The sequence below is a fragment of the Mesorhizobium sp. WSM3626 genome (assembly GCF_000513935.1).
Lineage (GTDB): Bacteria > Pseudomonadota > Alphaproteobacteria > Rhizobiales > Rhizobiaceae > Mesorhizobium > Mesorhizobium salmacidum.
Genome location: NZ_AZUY01000029.1, coordinates 42,586 through 59,108, shown reverse-complemented (window position 1 = coordinate 59,108; position 16,523 = coordinate 42,586). Strand labels below are relative to the sequence as shown.

Annotated in this window: 13 protein-coding genes; 2 read left to right on the top strand and 11 right to left on the bottom strand. The window is 59.9% G+C overall.

Annotation, left to right across the window (positions count from 1 at the left end; all coding sequences use genetic code 11):
• Nucleotides 1–4: 4 nt before the first annotated feature.
• From nifE to M653_RS0119740, 11 genes are all read right to left on the bottom strand, one after another.
• The gene (gene nifE, locus M653_RS0119790; protein ID WP_027144889.1) at nt 5–1,495 is read right to left on the bottom strand and encodes a nitrogenase iron-molybdenum cofactor biosynthesis protein NifE; all 1,491 of its coding nucleotides are present in this window, start codon (nt 1,493–1,495) and stop codon (nt 5–7) included.
• A gap of 59 nt (nt 1,496–1,554) precedes the next feature.
• Nucleotides 1,555–3,096: a nitrogenase molybdenum-iron protein subunit beta gene (nifK, locus tag M653_RS0119785; protein ID WP_027144888.1), complete on the bottom strand. Its 1,542-nt coding sequence runs from the start codon at nt 3,094–3,096 to the stop codon at nt 1,555–1,557.
• A gap of 120 nt (nt 3,097–3,216) precedes the next feature.
• Nucleotides 3,217–4,716: a nitrogenase molybdenum-iron protein alpha chain gene (nifD, locus tag M653_RS0119780; protein ID WP_027144887.1), complete on the bottom strand. Its 1,500-nt coding sequence runs from the start codon at nt 4,714–4,716 to the stop codon at nt 3,217–3,219.
• A gap of 87 nt (nt 4,717–4,803) precedes the next feature.
• Nucleotides 4,804–5,700 (bottom strand): nitrogenase iron protein, encoded by an 897-nt coding sequence (nifH, locus tag M653_RS0119775; protein WP_027144886.1) that lies wholly within the window; start codon nt 5,698–5,700, stop codon nt 4,804–4,806.
• 489 nt (nt 5,701–6,189) lie between these two features.
• The gene (locus M653_RS0119770) at nt 6,190–6,402 is read right to left on the bottom strand and encodes a hypothetical protein (RefSeq protein ID WP_027144885.1); all 213 of its coding nucleotides are present in this window, start codon (nt 6,400–6,402) and stop codon (nt 6,190–6,192) included.
• Nucleotides 6,403–7,427: 1,025 nt separating this feature from the next.
• Nucleotides 7,428–8,510 carry an LLM class flavin-dependent oxidoreductase gene (locus M653_RS01000000133085; RefSeq protein WP_051442750.1) on the bottom strand — a complete coding sequence of 361 codons (1,083 nt, stop codon included), beginning with the start codon at nt 8,508–8,510 and terminating at the stop codon, nt 7,428–7,430.
• A 260-nt stretch (nt 8,511–8,770) separates the two neighbouring features.
• A complete protein-coding gene (locus tag M653_RS0119760; RefSeq protein ID WP_027144884.1) occupies nt 8,771–10,288 on the bottom strand; it encodes an SDR family oxidoreductase in 1,518 nt (505 codons plus the stop codon).
• 191 nt (nt 10,289–10,479) lie between these two features.
• On the bottom strand, nt 10,480–11,022 hold the full coding sequence (locus tag M653_RS0119755; RefSeq protein ID WP_027144883.1) for a nuclear transport factor 2 family protein: 543 nt from the start codon (nt 11,020–11,022) through the stop codon (nt 10,480–10,482).
• Between the two features lie 174 nt (nt 11,023–11,196).
• Nucleotides 11,197–11,400: a ferredoxin gene (locus tag M653_RS0119750; protein WP_027144882.1), complete on the bottom strand. Its 204-nt coding sequence runs from the start codon at nt 11,398–11,400 to the stop codon at nt 11,197–11,199.
• Between the two features lie 45 nt (nt 11,401–11,445).
• Nucleotides 11,446–12,678, bottom strand: coding sequence for a cytochrome P450 (locus M653_RS0119745; RefSeq protein WP_027144881.1), 1,233 nt, complete (start codon nt 12,676–12,678; stop codon nt 11,446–11,448).
• Between the two features lie 133 nt (nt 12,679–12,811).
• A complete protein-coding gene (locus M653_RS0119740) occupies nt 12,812–13,507 on the bottom strand; it encodes a nitrogen fixation protein NifQ (protein ID WP_027144880.1) in 696 nt (231 codons plus the stop codon).
• 938 nt (nt 13,508–14,445) lie between these two features.
• On the opposite strand from M653_RS0119740, the gene M653_RS0119735 reads away from it, so the two are divergent.
• Both M653_RS0119735 and rpoN read left to right on the top strand, forming a co-directional pair.
• Complete coding sequence (locus M653_RS0119735; protein ID WP_027144879.1) at nt 14,446–14,997, top strand: peroxiredoxin; 552 nt, start codon at nt 14,446–14,448, stop codon at nt 14,995–14,997.
• 12 nt (nt 14,998–15,009) lie between these two features.
• Nucleotides 15,010–16,425, top strand: a complete 1,416-nt coding sequence (gene rpoN, locus M653_RS0119730; protein WP_027144878.1) for an RNA polymerase factor sigma-54 — start codon at nt 15,010–15,012, stop codon at nt 16,423–16,425.
• The last annotated feature ends 98 nt before the right edge of the window (nt 16,426–16,523 follow it).

Below are 16,523 nucleotides of genomic sequence, written 5' to 3'. Positions count from 1 at the left end.
TTGCTCAACCCTGGCCGACGGCCTTCGCCGTGGTGTGAGCAAATTTCTCAGGAGCGCGGCTCGTCGTGCTGGCGCTGGTTGTGCTCGTGAGCTCATCCTCAACAGCAGGACAGCTATCCCACGGTGCCGGCTCGCGCACCTGGGACCAGATCGGGTTGTGAATGGCGAGGTCGATCTGGCGTATGAGCTCAACCATGCCGTCGTAGCCCGCATAGGGGTGGTGACGCTCCTGATTGATGTCGAGCCAGGGTGTCTTTGCCTTGAGCGCGACGAATTGCGTGCGCCCGCCCGACAGCATGATGTCGGCCTGGCCNTGTGAGAGCATGACGTAAAGCTCGCGCGGCGCCACGGACTCGAAGATCTGGTTCTCTTCCTTTAGCGTCTGTCTGATGCGCTCCTTGTCTTCAACTGTCGATTTCTTGACCGAGGTTCCGACGATCTCGATGCCGATCTCCATGAGCGCATCGACGAGCGACCAGGACTTGACACCGCCGGTGTTGAGCAGCACGCGCTTGCCTTCGAGCCTGGGGCGGTAGGCGACGAGCTTCTTCCAAGCAAGCGCCTCCTCCTGTGCAATCAGCGCCTCGGTGCGGTCGACGAGCGCCGGATCGGCCCCCTTTCTGACGAGCAGATCAGCGATTTTGCGCAGTGCTTGCGAGGTGGCGGTGATGCCGTAGAAGGAACCCTCGAAGAACGGGATGTCCCAACGCTCCTCCATCTTGCGGGCGAGACTGATGAGAGCGGTCGAGCATACGACCATCGCTGCCCGGGCGCGGTGCGCACAGGCGATATCGACGTAGCGTGCATCGCCCGGAATGCAGGCGCGCACGCGAATGCCGAGTCGATGAAGGAGTGGCTTTACCTGCCAGAACTCTCCAGAGAGATTGAACTCGCCGATGATGTTGATATCGCAAGGGCCTGCATCATCGGGCTCTGCGGTACCGATGACGTGGTCGAGCAAAGCCTCGCCGGCGAGTTTGTTGCCGAGATTTTTAGAGCCGACGAAGCCCGGCGCATTGATCGGCACCACCGGCAAGCCGAACTTTGCCGCCGCATGTTTGCAGACGGCCTCGATGTCATCGCCGATCAGCGCGGTCACGCAGGTGGAATAGACGAAGATCGCCGCTGGCGCATAAGCTTGGCTGATTTCGCGAATGGTCTTGAAAAGCTTGCGCTCGCCCTGCCCCATCACGATGTCGAGTTCGGTGAGATCGGTCGTGAAGCTTGTGCGCCACAGGGCCGACCCGGATGATATCGCGCCCCGATTGTCCCAGGAGTTGCCCTCGCAGGCGAGCGGCGCGTGGATCACATGCGCGACGTCGGTGACGGGTTGCAACGCAATCTTGGCACCGTCGAAAGCGCAGCCTCCGGCTGCAGCCCCTGGCGTCAGCGGCTTGGAACAGCCCACTTTGCGCGTTTTGGCATCCTTGCCCTGATTCTTCTCGCAAGCGGGTTCGTTGAAGACATCCCGCAGTTTGGCATTGGGCAAGAACATTTGCGCCGGTCTCCAAAGTCCGTCCGGAATAGCGGCCACCCTAATGGGTGGCCGCTGCTTTAGCGGGTCAAGTCGAAGGAATAGTCGGTGACGCCCGTCTCGATCGTCTCTCGGTCGAGCTTGTCGAAGATCTTATCGAGGATCGTGGTGAGCACGCGCAGCCCACCCTGATAGCCTATGAGCGGGAAACGGTGGTGATGATGACGGTCGAAGATGGGGAACATTAGTCGGATCAGCGGCGTGCCCGTGTCACGTTCCAGATACTTGCCGTAAGAATTGCCGATCAGCAGGTCCACCGGTTCTGTAAAGAGCAGAGAGCGCATCGCCCATAGATCCTTGCTCGCCCAGACCTGGGCGTCCTTGCCAAAGGAGGAGGCTGCGAGCAGCTTCTTCATCTCAGCTTCCCAGGCACTGGTGCCGTTGGTAGCCAAGCAGTGGGTCGGCTCGCCGCCTGTCTCCATGACAAAGCGGGCCATAGCGTGGACGAAGTCGGGGTCACCATAGATGGCGTATTTCTTCCCGTGCAGCCATGACTGGCTGTCGGCCATGGCATCAACCAGGCGGCCACGTTCGAGGCGGATCGCCTCCGGGATTTCCTTGCCGGATATTTCCGACACCCTCATCAGGAGCTCGTCGGTGGCCTCGACACCGATGGGATAATGGAAGGAGGCCGTTGTCTGCCCGACCTCCTGGCAATATTCCAGCGTCTTGCGGGTGTTGTAGTGTTGCAACGACAGGGTTGCCTCGGCGTTGAGAGCCGTTTTCACGTCCTCGATCTTGGTGCCGCCGTCATACATGCGAAATTCGCCGTCCGATGGCGTGTCATACTGGTCGGAGGCGTCCTGGATGAATGTGTAGGACACACCCATCAGATCCAGCAGACGCTTAAGCTCGCGATTGTTGCCGACGCAGAAGCCGTCGAAGCCGGGGATGATGTTTACGGTGTTGGCGACTTCGGAGCGTTGCTTCCCCTTCCAGAAGTTTTCCAATACACCTTTGACCATTACATCATAGCCGTCGATATGGCTGCCGACGAAGGCTGGGGTGTGTGCGTAAGGCACTTCGAAGTCCTGCGGGACTGAGCCTTCCTGCCTGGCGTTTTCGATGAACGAATGGAGATCGTCGCCGATCACCTCTGCCATGCAGGTGGTAGAGACGGCGATCATCTTCGGCTCGTAGAGCTTGTAGGTGTTGGCGAGCCCGTCGATCATGTTCTTCAGGCCGCCAAACACCGCTGCGTCTTCGGTCATGGAGGACGAGACCGCCGACGCTGGCTCCTTGAAGTGGCGTGACAGGTGCGAACGGTAGTAGGCCACGCATCCCTGGCTGCCGTGGACGAACGACATGGTGCGTTCGAAGCCCGCGGCGGCGAACACCGCGCCAAGTGGCTGGCAGGCCTTGGCCGGATTCACGACAAGCGCTTCGCGAGCGAGGTTTTTGTCCCGATATTCCCAGGTTTTGGTGAATTCGCTTTGGTCGGTGACGATCTGGTCCGGATGCGGACATTCGAAATTCAGCTTCTTTGCCGCCAGCATCTTTCGGTATTCCGTCTCCCGGAACAGAGGAGCGTGATCGAGAACTTTTTCGGCCGACTGCGGCATGGAGTACCTCTTTGATCTGGCGGCGCCATCCGGCGGCACAGGGACGTCATGATTTTCGGGTCTCCTGCGGATCAAGGACCGCAGGTGCTCGAGGCCGAGCAGGCGATGGGAAGCAAGGTTTTATTCGGCTGCGATGGCCGCAGCCGCGGGTTTGTTCTTCCAGGGCGCGTCGTAGAGGTCCCAGACCGGGTTGTTGATGGCCAAGTCCATGTCGCGGGCGAAGATGGCGAAGCCGTCATATCCATGATAGGGACCGGAATAGTCCCAGGAGTGCATTTGGCGGAATGGTATTCCCATCTTCTGGACCGGGTACTTTTCCTTGATGCCGGAGCCAACCAGATCGGGACGGATCCCCTCGATGAACTTCTCCAGTTCGTAACCGGTCACATCATCATAGATCAGCGTGCCCTCTTGCACGTAATGACCGGTGCGCTGATAGTCGTCGTTGTGCCCGAATTCGTAGCCTGTGCCGACGATCTCCATGCCAAGGTCTTCGTAGGCGGAGATCACGTGCCGAGGGCGCAGGCCACCGACGTAGAGCATGACCGTCCTGCCCTCCAGGCGCGGCCAATACTTGTCGATAACCGCATCCACTAGCGGTCGGTATTTGGCAATCACGTACTCGGTTTTCTGCTGGATCCCCGGCCCGAAATGCTTGGCGATGGTGCGCATCGAGGATTCGATCTGGGAGGGTCCGAAGAAATTGTACTCGATCCAGGGGATGCCATATTTTTCTTCCATGTGTCGGCAGATATAGTTCATCGATCGATAGCAATGGATGAGGTTGAGCTTGGCTTTCGGCGCGCGCTCGATTTCGGCGAGCGTAGCGTCACCCGACCAGTTCCCGACCACGCGCAGGCCCATCTCCTCGAGCAGGATACGCGAGGCCCAGGCATCACCGCCAATATTGTAGTCGCCGATGACGTTGACATCGTAAGGACCTGGCTCGAACTCAACGTCCTTCTTCTCAAAGACCCAGTCGCGGATTGCGTCATTGGCAATGTGATGGCCGAGCGACTGCGAGACCCCGCGGAATCCCTCGCAGCGCACCGGCACGATGGTCTTTTCGTGCTGCTTGGCCTTCTTGCGCGAGACGGCCTCGATGTCGTCTCCGATCAACCCGATCGGGCATTCCGACTGGATGCTAATGCCCTTGTTCAGCGGGAAAAGCTCTTCGATCTCGTCGATGATCTTTTCCAGCTTCTTATCGCCGCCGAAGACGATATCCTTTTCCTGAAAGTCTGAGGTGAACTGCATCGTCACGAAGCTGTCGATGCTGGTGGTGCCGACATAGTAGTTGCGGCGCTGCGACCAGGAATATTGCCCACACCCCACGGGCCCATGCGAGATGTGGACCATGTCCTTCACCGGCCCCCACACGACGCCTTTGGAACCGGCATAGGCACAGCCCCGGATCGTCATCACACCGGGAATGGACTTGATGTTGGATTTGACGTCGCATTCAGAGAGAGGCTCGGCTTCTCCGGCAATCTCTTGGATGCGCGTAGCGACGCCCAAGTGTTTCTTGCGCCGCTTTGCCGTCTTGTCTGGATATCGCGATAGCACGTCCTCAATAAGCTTGGTGTGCAAGGCGCCGTCAGTTTGGGAGTCAAGGCTCATAAAGCTGCCCTTTTTGAGGTTCTTCGTCTGGCGCCTGGTAGACGCCGTTCGGTGGAGGCGCCGGGATGTCCGGCGCCCTGGGCGGGACTATTGAGCGGCCGCAGGCGCGGGGGCTTCCTTTGCCGCAAGCTCGGCAAGCATCTGCTCCTCCGTCTTCATGATGCCGAAATCGAGCAGCATGTCTTCCAGCTCTTCCATGGTGATGGGAGTCGGCACGGTGCCTTGACCGCCATTGGCGTGGATCTTCTCGGCAAGCGCGCGGTATTCCCCAGCCTGCTTGGAGTCTGGCGCATATTGGATCACCGTCATTTTGCGGAGTTCCGCGTGCTGGACGATGTTGTCGCGCGGCACGAAGTGGATGAGCTTGGAATTCAGCTTTTTCGAGAGAGCCTCAGCCAGATCGAGTTCGCGGTCCGTCTGGCGCTCGTTGCAGATCAGCCCGCCTAGACGCACGCCGCCCGAATGGGCATATTTCAAAATACCCTTGGCGATGTTGTTGGCAGCGTAGAGCGCCATCATCTCACCGGACATGACGATGTAAATTTCCTGTGCCTTATTCTCGCGGATAGGCATTGCGAAGCCGCCGCAAACAACGTCACCAAGCACGTCGTACGAGACGTAGTCCACGTCTTCGTAGGCGCCGTTCTCCTCAAGAAAATTGATGGAAGTGATGACGCCTCGTCCTGCGCAACCGACGCCCGGTTCGGGTCCGCCGGATTCGACACACTTGATATCCTTGTAACCGATCTTCAGCACGTCTTGGAGTTCGAGATCTTCGACGGACCCTTCCTGTGCGGCGAGGTGGAGCACGGTGTCTTGCGCCTTCGCGTTAAGGATGAGACGGGTCGAGTCGGCCTTAGGATCGCAGCCTACGATGAGAATCCTCTGCCCGAGGTCGACCAGGGCAGCGAGCGTGTTTTGGGAGGTGGTAGATTTCCCGATGCCCCCCTTTCCGTAGAATGCGATCTGACGCAAACGCGACATGTAGCTTTCCTTCCTTCGTTCCATCCATTGGGGCCAATACGCGAAAGACCGGCAGATCATGCCGCTCCCAAGAACGGGATCAAAACTCGTGCCAACCTGCGTGGCCCGACCTGAAGCGGAAAATTATGGTTGTAATTCCAGAGGTTTATCCTCCTTGAAGACGACTCATATTGATCAAAGACCCATGTCGCGGATCCGACAAAGCCTACACAGGTGTCGATTGGTTAATGTCGCCGGTGAGACAGGCACAGCTCCGCAATCGAACACGCCCTTGGCCTTGGCCACGTGCATGCCGCCGTTTACAAAGGTCTTTGTGAGACGAGCGCCTCTACCAAAAAGCCGCCAGTGGTCCGTGTCTAAACTGGTCGGCGTCGTCGGCATCCACTAGCAGGATCATGCCTGCACAGGCCTGGCATCCAAAGCTGTCATCGCCTGCTGCCCGGCACCGAAGCGGGGCGTGGCTTCCGACGCAGACGATTTCGCTCGAGCTCAGAAAAACCATCGCGATAGGCAGATGTAATCGTAGTTGTCCTTGACGGCACGATCATCTGCTTCGGTTGTGGCGTTATGGTTCTGATCGGCGCTCGGTGCCGTGGCCGTTGCCGGCGCCGAGTGATCGACTGGGGACACGAATGCTCTCGCTGTCACAAACAAGACCAGCAATCCAAGCGCTATCGCCACCCGAAGAATGATCCGCCTCATTTCTGTCTCCGTTCATCGAATTGGGGACGGCAGATCGAGTCGCCCCCTGCCCTGCCGCAGGTGGCCGGCGGGTCGATTTGAGGATCCTACGGACCGCGGCTGACGACATGCTGACGGAGCGGCCAACCAGGCGGATCGGCGAGGTGCTGACGGATGCCGGGCCATACCCGTGATCTCTACCGGAGTCGACGCATCGGCCACCGACACAAATGATCTTGCTATCACAAGCAGAGCCAGCAAACCAATTATGGCCGCTGCCACCAAAACGGTGCTCTTCATTTCTGTCTCCGTTGATCAATTTGGGACGGCAGATTGTGCCGAGGCACCCCGCCGGCCTTGACCCGCAGGGCGTGGGTCGGTCGATTTGACGAACCTACGCACCGCGGCTGACGCCATCCTGAGGCAGCAGCCATCAGGACCAGGTGGACCGGAGCAGATGCTAACGGCACGGTTTCATTTTTAGGCAGAGAGCTAAGCCTCAGAACCGAGGATCGGTGCACGTCCCTAGCCGTAGGAAGCAGAGGAGTCTTTCGCCGATCCCAAGATCACCGGTCGGATCGGGGGCGTGATCTTGGCCGTCGCCGCTTGGTGCCGTGCATGGCCTGGATCCCGCAGGTGGCATGGGCGCCGGAGCTGAGTGGTCGTTGAGTTCCAACGCAAACGATTTCGCTGTCATGAACAGAGCGAGTAAGCCAATCGCGGTGGCAGGCAGCAGGAAGGATCTCTTCATGTTCTGTCTCCTAGTCAATTCGGGATCAAAGTCACCCTGCCAGCTTTGACTGGCAGGCGGATCACCACGGCCTCAATAGAGGGTCATTGCTGACGGCAGCCTGACGAACGGGCGCCATCACCGAAGGTTGAAGCTGGTTTCCCGCTCCAAATGTCGGTGAAAGCGGGCGCGTTTTGTCGGACAAGAGCGATGCTGTTCGAACACGATGTCCCGACCAAACCGCAGCTTGCTATGCTGGCGCATCGCGGCGTCCGTGGACGGTCTCCCATGGCGAGCAGCGCTACGCCAACGCAGTCTAATTCGAGTCAGGCGGTTGCGACTTTGAAACCACGGTGTGACGAAGCGATTTGTCGACCGCCGGGATGATCTTTTCCCCCCAGAGATCGAGCTGGCGCAGCATCGTGTTATGGTCGAAATCTCCCAATTGGGTCTGAATGGCGATCTGGTCCGGTTTCAGGATCTCTATCTCTTCCAGTAGGCGGTCGATTACCCGATTCACGCTGCCGATCGGCAAGTTCTCGCGCATAGTCTCGAAGGACAGATCCTGCTGCGTCGGTATTTCCTGCAGCAGGTAGCCGTCCTGGCTCTGCTGGCGGCGCTGATGCAGTGCTTCAGATAGCCGGCGCTGGAACCGGGCATTGTCAAGATAGCTGTTGATTTCCGCGGCGTCGTCGCTGGCATAGCAGCATCGCAGCAGCGATATCCTAGCGTGCGCGACGTTCTTAGCCTCGGACGCGGCCGCGTTCTCGATGCCTTCGCGCAACATGCTCAAAGTCTCCAAGCCGTTGTGGAATGCTGTGACAAAAAGATTGTGTCCCTCACGATACGCCCGGCTCATGCTGCGCTCGGACCCGGCGGCGATCCAGATCGGCGGGGTCGGCTTCTGAAGGGTGCGTACCGAGATCGCCGTCGGCGGTATCTTCTCATATCGGCCATTGTGCTCGAAGATCTTCCTGCTGAGACCCTTGAGAAGTATATCCAGATATTCAGAGAATACAGCCGGCGCCTCATCGACATCGACGCCGAAACGCTCGAACTCGAACTGCTGGTAGCCCGAGCCGACTCCAAGCTCGAGGCGGCCGTTCGAAACAACGTCGGCGAAGCCGATCTCAGAGAGCAGGCGCTGTGGCTGATAGAGCGGGAGAACACAGACGCCGGTGCCAAGCCGAATGGTCTTCGTCACGCCGGCGCAGTGCGCCACCATCATCAACGGCGACGGAACCAGGCTGTAGTTGTTGAAGTGGTGTTCGGCGAACCAGGCGGTTTTGAATTGGGCCTGCTCCGATGCCACCGCCTGTTCGATGGCGTTGCGGATTACACTGCCGGACGATTGGTGATAGCCGCGTTGAGCGGCCAGGATAAATGTCGCGAATTCCATGACGGTTCCTTGTTCACAGAGATGGGTGATCGGGGGCTTGAGTCGGGGCGTTGGCCGCGGTGTCGATCCTGTCTCGGTGATGGCTCGATCCACCGATTGCGGTAAGCCGCTTGCGGTTCGGCGATCGCAGCCGCGCCCGGAAGGTTGGCCCTAATGCGGACCCGCCTTCCGCGGGGCTTGGTGCACCAGCCGCAGCCCGCCAGCTGCGTGGCCAATCATCCCACGTCCTCGGTTGTCTCCTGATCGCGTTCGCAGGCGAATCATGCAGCACCGAACGAGGTCAAGCCGCCGTCCACGTACAGGATTGAGCCGTTGATGTATGAAGCGTCTGGCGAAGCGAGGAACAGCACTGCGTCCGCGACCTCTTCCGGCTCTCCCATCCTGCCCATCGGGATGCGCCGGCTGATCGCTTTCGGGTCGAGGCTGCTGCCAGGCGTGCGGATGTAGCCAGGAGCGATGGTGGCTGTCCGAATGCCGCCCGGCCCGACTTCGGCCGCCATGCACCGGGTCAGGATTTCCAACCCCGCCTTGGATGCACCATAGGCGTGGCGCGGTGCCAAGGGCAGAAAGGTGTTGATCGGTCCGATATTAAGGATCATGCCTCCGGGGCCCATCATCTTGATCGCTTCACGGGCGCAAGTGAAGGCACCGGTGAGAGTGACATCAAGAACGTCTTGGGTCTGGGCCGACATTTGTTGATCACCGGCAACAGCACTGTTGACGAGGACCTCCAAGCGGCCGAAGCGCCCCTTCAATTGATCGAACAGCGCCACCACCTCGCTCTCGACCGCAACGTCCAGGGGGTACGCCACATGCGTTCTGCCGAGCGATCGAGCGAGTTCTGTCGCGGCAGTGCGGTCTCTGTCGGCAATCACGACGGTGTCGCCGTTCGCGGCAAAGCGGCGGACAATGGCCGCGCCTATGCCCTTTGCCCCGCCCGTGACAAGCACGATTCGCCCGCCGCTCTGCTCGGCTGGACGGGAGAGTTCGGCTCCTGGAGTCCCATCGACCGGCGGATGTGCATCGCCCGGCTGGTTGAAGGACGTCCAACCACCATCAACCGTCAGCACCGAACCGGTCACGTAACTGGCTTGTGGGCTGGCCAGAAATCGTATCACCCGGGCGATCTCGTCGGGGCGCCCCATGCGTCCCATGGGCACGCGGCGGCGCACCGCCGACAGGTCCGCTTTGCCGTCACGTTCAAGTGCCGCGGTCATCGAAGTGCGCACATAGCCCGGTGCCACCGCCGTCACGCGAATGCCGCGCGAAGCCCACTCGCACGCCAAAAATTTCGTGAAGGAGATCAGGCCCGCTTTCGACGCAGCGTAGGCATTGCGCTTGGGATTGCTGACTGTGCCCGATATCGAGGCGACGTTGACGATGGCAGCGCCAGGTTGCATCCGCCTAGCTGCTTGGCGGGCCATAGCAAAGGGACCGACCAGGTTTACCGCCAGGGTGCGTCGGAAGGACTCGATACTGGCCTCGACAGTTGGGTTCACGGTGGGCCCGATACCCGCGTTGTTGACGAGTACGTCGATGCGCGCGAACTGTGCTTCGACCCGGTGGTAAAGCGCAAGAATGTCGTCTTTTTTCGAGACATCGTACTCGAGGCCGAGATGCGGGCGGCCGAGACCGCGGGCCAGTTCAAGCACCCCACTGCCGGGAAGGTCTACAGCAACGACGACGTCTCTATCCGCGGCAAACGTATCGGCCAGGGCACGGCCGATCCCGCCTGCAGCGCCGGTTATGATCACGATGCGTCTTGCCAGGCGGTTCATGACCTGCTCTGCCAGTAGCGCCCTGACGCCAAGTGGCGGAAGGTCCGGTTTCGAAACAGCAGCGCGTTCTGATGGGGGTTCAATTCCCTCCCAAGTGGACCAGGTCCGCTCTGGGTCAGGAATTATCTCCGCAGCATGGTGGCGAGGGGACAGCCTTTCGCCGCAAGAGGGGCTGGGACAGTGCAGCACGCTCATAATCTTTCGCCCCCGCCGCCGCGCGTGGCGAGCGCGTAGACCGGGTCGACTGGATGCGGTGCTCCGACCGGCTGCCGGGGCCCGAACCGCTCTGGCTCAAAGCCGGCCGGCGGGATCTGCTCCTCCTGCCAGTCGTAGACCACCGTCCGTCCGGCGATCCGCCACGCCCCTTCCCGCTTCTGAAACAGATCGCAATAGCGGCCGCAGAGGAGCTCCTGACGTATTTCGCCGGCCTTGTCGGGTCCGCGTTGCAAAGCGGTGAAATAGCTCTCGACTGCGGCCTCAGCCGGGCTGATGAAATCAATCAGGATGTTCGTGACCTGATGGACGTAGCGCGGTCGGGTCTTGAAGATATCCAGCGCAACCTGGATGAACCCCTCGGCCGGGCCGCAATAGGCACCATGATTGTCGTGCGCATCTGGCCAGTAAGCGCTGCGCAGTGCCGCCTCGTCGGCCCGGTCTATTCCGCGGCAGTACCGATAGAGGCAGTCGCGGATGGCCTCCCGGTCGAGCAGTTCGATAACTTTTGCATGGTCCATTGCTTGTTCCAAATTCCAAGATTGCAAGAGGCGTTTTCGCGCCTTCAGTTGCGCAACACCGATTGTCCGGCGCTCGACCGACACGGTGGACCGCCCCTCGCCCGGGTTTTTGCGCGTTTGATGCGGCTCGATGCAGCCAGGCCGCGACACCCCCGAGACAAAGACGGACACCGATCAAGGACCGGCGGTGCCATCGATTTCCAGTGCACGTTCGGGGCAGGATCGGGCGCCTCGTGCGGCCAGCAGTTCGTCTCCCATTGCCACCTTGATGTCACCGGGGAGGATGTAGCCCTCGTCATCAAGGGTGAAGACGTCCGGTGCATGTGCCCAGCATCGCGCGTGCCCCTGGCATTTGGCCTTGTCGACGATGATGCGCATGGCCCTAGCTCCATAGTTCTTTCCCGCGGATCTAGGACGGCCTGGTCAGCACCAGTCCAGGATCAGATTTTCGATCCCGAACACATGGCCGCCGTGGGTGATGGGCGCTGTGCCTTCCTTGATCCGGAACGCCGGGATGCGCGCCAGCCACTCCTCCAGGCCAATGACAATCTCGCGCCGTGCAAGGTGTGAGCCAAGGCAGCGGTGGGGACCATTGGCAAAGGCGGAGTGGGAATTCTCCTCTCGCGCCAGATCGACCGTGTCGGGGCATGCGAATTCCGCCGGGTCACGATTGGCAATCATCGTGGCGCAGGAAATGTAGTCCCCCTTGCGGATGGGGGCGCCTTCGAAGTCGATGTCTTTGGTTGCCACGCGCAGCATCTGCACGGTCGGAAAGGCGCGCAGCAATTCTTCGGCTGCCAGTACGATGCGTTCGGGTTTGCTCCGCAGCCATTCCTGGTCTTTCGGATTGCGCGCAAGATAGGACAAATCAAAGCCTATCGCTGCTGCGACCGTGTCGAGACCCGCGACGAACACGAGCACGCCGATGCCGCGGACTTCCTTGTCGGTCAGCGGGCGGCCCTCGACCTTAGCCTGCACGACGAAGGTCATGAAATCACCGACGGGTACCTTGCGCCGCAGGGCTGCAAGATCGTCGATGAAAGAGACAATCTTCTGGGCCGCCGCCGACCTTTTGACAGGCTCGCCGTGGAGGAGATCCTTCCCCCAGCCGACAAATATGTCGAGTCGGTGGTCCGATAGCCCGAGGAAGCGAAGAAAGATGTTGACCGCGAAAGGGAAGGCGAAATCTTTCATGACATCGCAGCTTGTGCCCGAGGCGGCGATCCTGTCGATGAGGGCGATCGCCCGCTCCCGGACAGCTGGTTCGAGCGCTGTTACCCGCTGGGGTGAAAACAGTGGGTTGAGGAGTGAACGAAAAACACAATGCGCCGGTGGGTCGAGTTCGAGTGAGATCATCGGCCAGGTTTCGCCGAGCGCGGAGGCGAAGATGCTGCGGTGGCTGGAAAAGGTTTCGGTATCCTGCAGCACTCTGCGCTGGTCTCTGGCGCGCGTGATGACCCAGGTACCCCGGCCGTCGCGCGTGTTGTGGGGGGCGTAAAAGATCGGAGGCCCGGCATGGACGCAGGCGACAGCTGCGTGAGGATCCCCGTTGACCGTGGGGGGCATCCCGGGCGACGTGAACAGGCTGAAGTCCCTTACCAGTTCGGGCGGGACATGGTCCGGGACCGGACTGCTCGCAACTTCATTTTTCTTCATCTGACGCCTCCTTGGGGGCCGTATGGAGGGCTCGAGCGCACCGTGACAAAAAGTGCGAAGCAATGAACTTGCCTCCTTCCAGCAACACTGCCGGGTGACGCGCGCGGCCTCGCATCTCTGAGGGAAGCAGCCCTTAATTCAGGCCGATGTCGTTCCTGATCCGTGCAAGGCAGCTTTCGTCTTCCTCGGAGCCAAAACAGCTTTCGAAATCGCTGCATTGGCGGCAACTGGGCGCGGTGCATATTGAAAAGCCTTCAGCCTGGCACAGCATGCGGTACAGGTACTTCTTCCATTTCATGTTGTTGGTGTTGCCGGCTGCCAGTGTCGGAAAATGTGTAGCGAGCAAGCGGCTGAGTTCGGCCCGATTGAAAAGGCCAAGATCCTCCCAGAGGTGGTCATCGCGCATGGCGCGCCGAGCGATGATTTTGGCAAACCGGGCGCTGGCCGGGTCTCCCGGCCGGGCCTGCCCCAGGAGCAGGTCGCGCAGGAGGTGTTCCTCCATCTCAGGATCGACGTCGGTCGCCTCTTCCAGGGCGAAGGAACTGATAGGAACATGCGGGAAACGGTCCGTCAGGACATCACGCAGATCGGCACGCGAAAGGCCGGTTGCCTGTGTCGCGGTCGCTTCGCCGGCATCAATCTCCTCGAGCGCTCTGGAGAGGACACAGGCAAGGACGTGCTCGTCGAACCTGACCGCCGGATCGATCGAAGGCCATTGGCCGGCGCCGGATGACTTTGCGTGTGGAAGCCGATCAGGGCGATAAGGCCTTCGAGCTCGGCGGGTGACGCCCCTTTTCCAAATAATGCCCTCGTGGGACTGACCTGACATTCTTGCTTCCCTGCTTCGTTGCCTCGACCGCGATGTCGCTCGCGACATGAAAGCCTACCGGCGGCGTCCAGCCGCTCTGGCAAGCAGATTCAAACGCCGTGCCAACTGCGCCGCCAACGGCACAACCAGGGCCCTAGAAGGCATTTCTGGTGCGTTTAGTCGGAGCGCAGCAAGAACGCGGACGACACGAGCGTCGTCGATTCGACAAACCCGACACTGGGACGTCCGTTCAGCCATCCCGGGAAACCCGGACAAGGTACTCCACAGCGGAAGCGGAAATTGCGCGAGCCACGCGACCGACTTCGCATGTCAGATGTCCGACATGCGACAAAGCATCTTGGAACCCCGTCACCTTGTTTTAGAAGCGATTTTTCCTTTGGCACGATCCATGCGTGGAGATGGAGTGAACGCTTCACGGACCGAGGAGATGAGCCTTGAAGAGCGACGGGCAATGTCGATGTGGCTTGAATGCTGGGCACACCCATATGCGAGCGCCTTTGGCGGCTACGCTGGCCACCACCGTTGCTGACGGTGAGGCAGTTCAGATATTCGCGGAGGGCTGCGGCCGTTCGGGAGCCGGCGGGATTATCCGTCTCGAGCACGGCGAGGATGCCGGTCGAAACATCGTCGACAGCGATGAACATCCCTGTCTTGCCCTCGACCGCCATCCTGATGTGAGCGCCCTCGCGCGCTTTTCTCGAGGACGAGCAATTCTTCGTCGATATCCCTTCCATCGGCATGGCCGTAGAAGGCGTGCCAGAGAACGCAAGCCACCCAGGTCGACGTCGCCGGGTGCCGAAGAGCGAAAGCCTGACCGTTGCCGTCCAGACGGCAAGGATCAGGCCCCGCAAAACGCCTGGTCCGTGCCGGCAGTGTGATGTTGCGTCCGGCCCACAGAGAAGCACTGCGCCATTTCCCTTCTACAGGAGCAATACTTGATGACCGTGAACAAGAAGATTCCCTTCGCGACTTTTCGCACGCGTATTCGCGACGAATCTATTGGCGGGCCCAATCCGTTCCGCTGGGATGACAAAACTTCCGACGACTATTTCAAGGGCAAGCGCGTCATCCTGTTTTCGCTGCCTGGTGCCTTCACGCCGACTTGCTCGACTTACCAAGTGCCGGATTTTGAGGAGCTCTATGACGAGTTCGAGAAAGAGGGGATTGAGGCGATCTACTGCGTCTCGGTCAACGATGCCTACGTCATGAATGCTTGGGGCAAGGCCTTGGGGCTGCGGAAGGTTCAGCTCATCCCGGACGGATCGGGCGAGTTCACGCGCAAGATGGGTATGCTGGTGGCCAAGGACAATGTCGGGTTCGGCATGCGCTCCTGGCGTTACGCCGCGCTCATCAACGATGGTGTGGTGGAGCAGTGGTTCGTGGAAGAAGGCTTCTGCGACAACTGCGAAACCGACCCCTATGGCGTCTCGTCCCCGCAGAAAATTCTTGAAACCCTGAGGGGCGCCAATGGCGTGTTCCGCGCAGGATAGGGCCAGATAATCATGAAGTCCTCAGCAAGCCTGCTTCTGAGCCAGAAGCAATCTCTGGTTCTGACACCTCAACTCATCGAGTCGATTCGCTTACTGCAGTTGGCGCATACGGAACTGCGCCAGTTCGTAGAGCAGGAAGTCGAGAAGAACCCCCTTTTGGAGCTGACTACAAACGACAGTGAGGCTGATGATGATTTCTCGTCGGTTTTGGGCGAGGATCCGCCCAGGGGCGAACGCGAAAACGGAGCCGAGCCTTCTGAGCGGCTCAGGGAAGAGAAGTCAACGCGCGACACACCCGCCTCTGGGTCAGGGGAAGACGTTAACCCGGAGGCGTTTGTCGCCAATCCCGAAACACTGCACGAACATGTCGCTCGCCAGATAGCCCTCACCGCGTTCAACTCACAGGAGCGGATGATTGCCGGCGCGCTTGCCAATCATCTGGTCGACACCGGGTATCTTCCGGTGGACCTTTTGGAGCTGGCCGGAATCCTGAATGTTCCCCTGTCTGTCGTGGAAAGGGTTCTGGCAGCCTTGCAGCTTTTTGACCCACCGGGGCTATTTGGGCGAACTGTCCGCGAGTGCCTTGAAATACAGTTGCGTCAGCAAGACCGATTCGACCCAGCGATGGCAACTTTGGTAGCCAATCTCCAGATGGTTGCTGATCGTGACTTCAAGGCATTGCAGCAGCTTTGCGGCGTCGATGAAGAGGACCTTCTAGACATGCTGCACGAACTGCGTGCGCTCGATCCCAAGCCTGGCCACCGATTCCAATCAGGAGGACCGGAATCAATACAACCTGAGGTCTGGGTGCAGCCGTCGCGCGAAGGTGGATGGAATGTCGAACTTGACCCTAACACGCTCCCCAAGGTGCTAATCAACGAAAGCTATTTCGTCGAAGTCTCGCGGCTCACCGCTCAAAACCCAAAGGATCAGGCATTCCTGAACGAATGCATGGAGAACGCGAATTGGCTTGTCCGCAGCCTCGACCAGCGCGCCAAGACAATCATCAAGGTGGCCGCCGAGATTGTGCACCAGCAGGACGCCTTTTTGAGACATGGCGTGACGCATCTGCGGCCCCTCAATCTCAGAACCGTCGCTGATGCTATCAACATGCATGAGTCGACTGTCAGCCGGGTGACGTCGAACAAATACATATCCACACCGCGTGGCGTGTTCGAACTGAAGTATTTTTTCACCGTGGCGATCGGCTCTTGCGAAGGCGGCGACGCCCACTCCGCCGAAGCCGTTCGCCATCAGATCAAGGCGATGATCGCCGCAGAAGATGCCGTGCTTTCCGATGAGGAGATTGCTGTGCGGCTGAGAGAAAACGGCATCGACCTCGCTCGCCGCACCGTCATGAAATACCGGGAGGCAATGAACATCCCCTCCTCCGTGCAACGGCGCCGGGAGAAGCGTGGCTGGCCTTGATGGCAATCCAATCTGCCCGCTCGTCCCCGCGGCGGAAGCTTCATGAGTCAAGTCGAGGGCGTTCTTGATTGGTGTGAGAGGTGGCTGTGGCCTTTGTC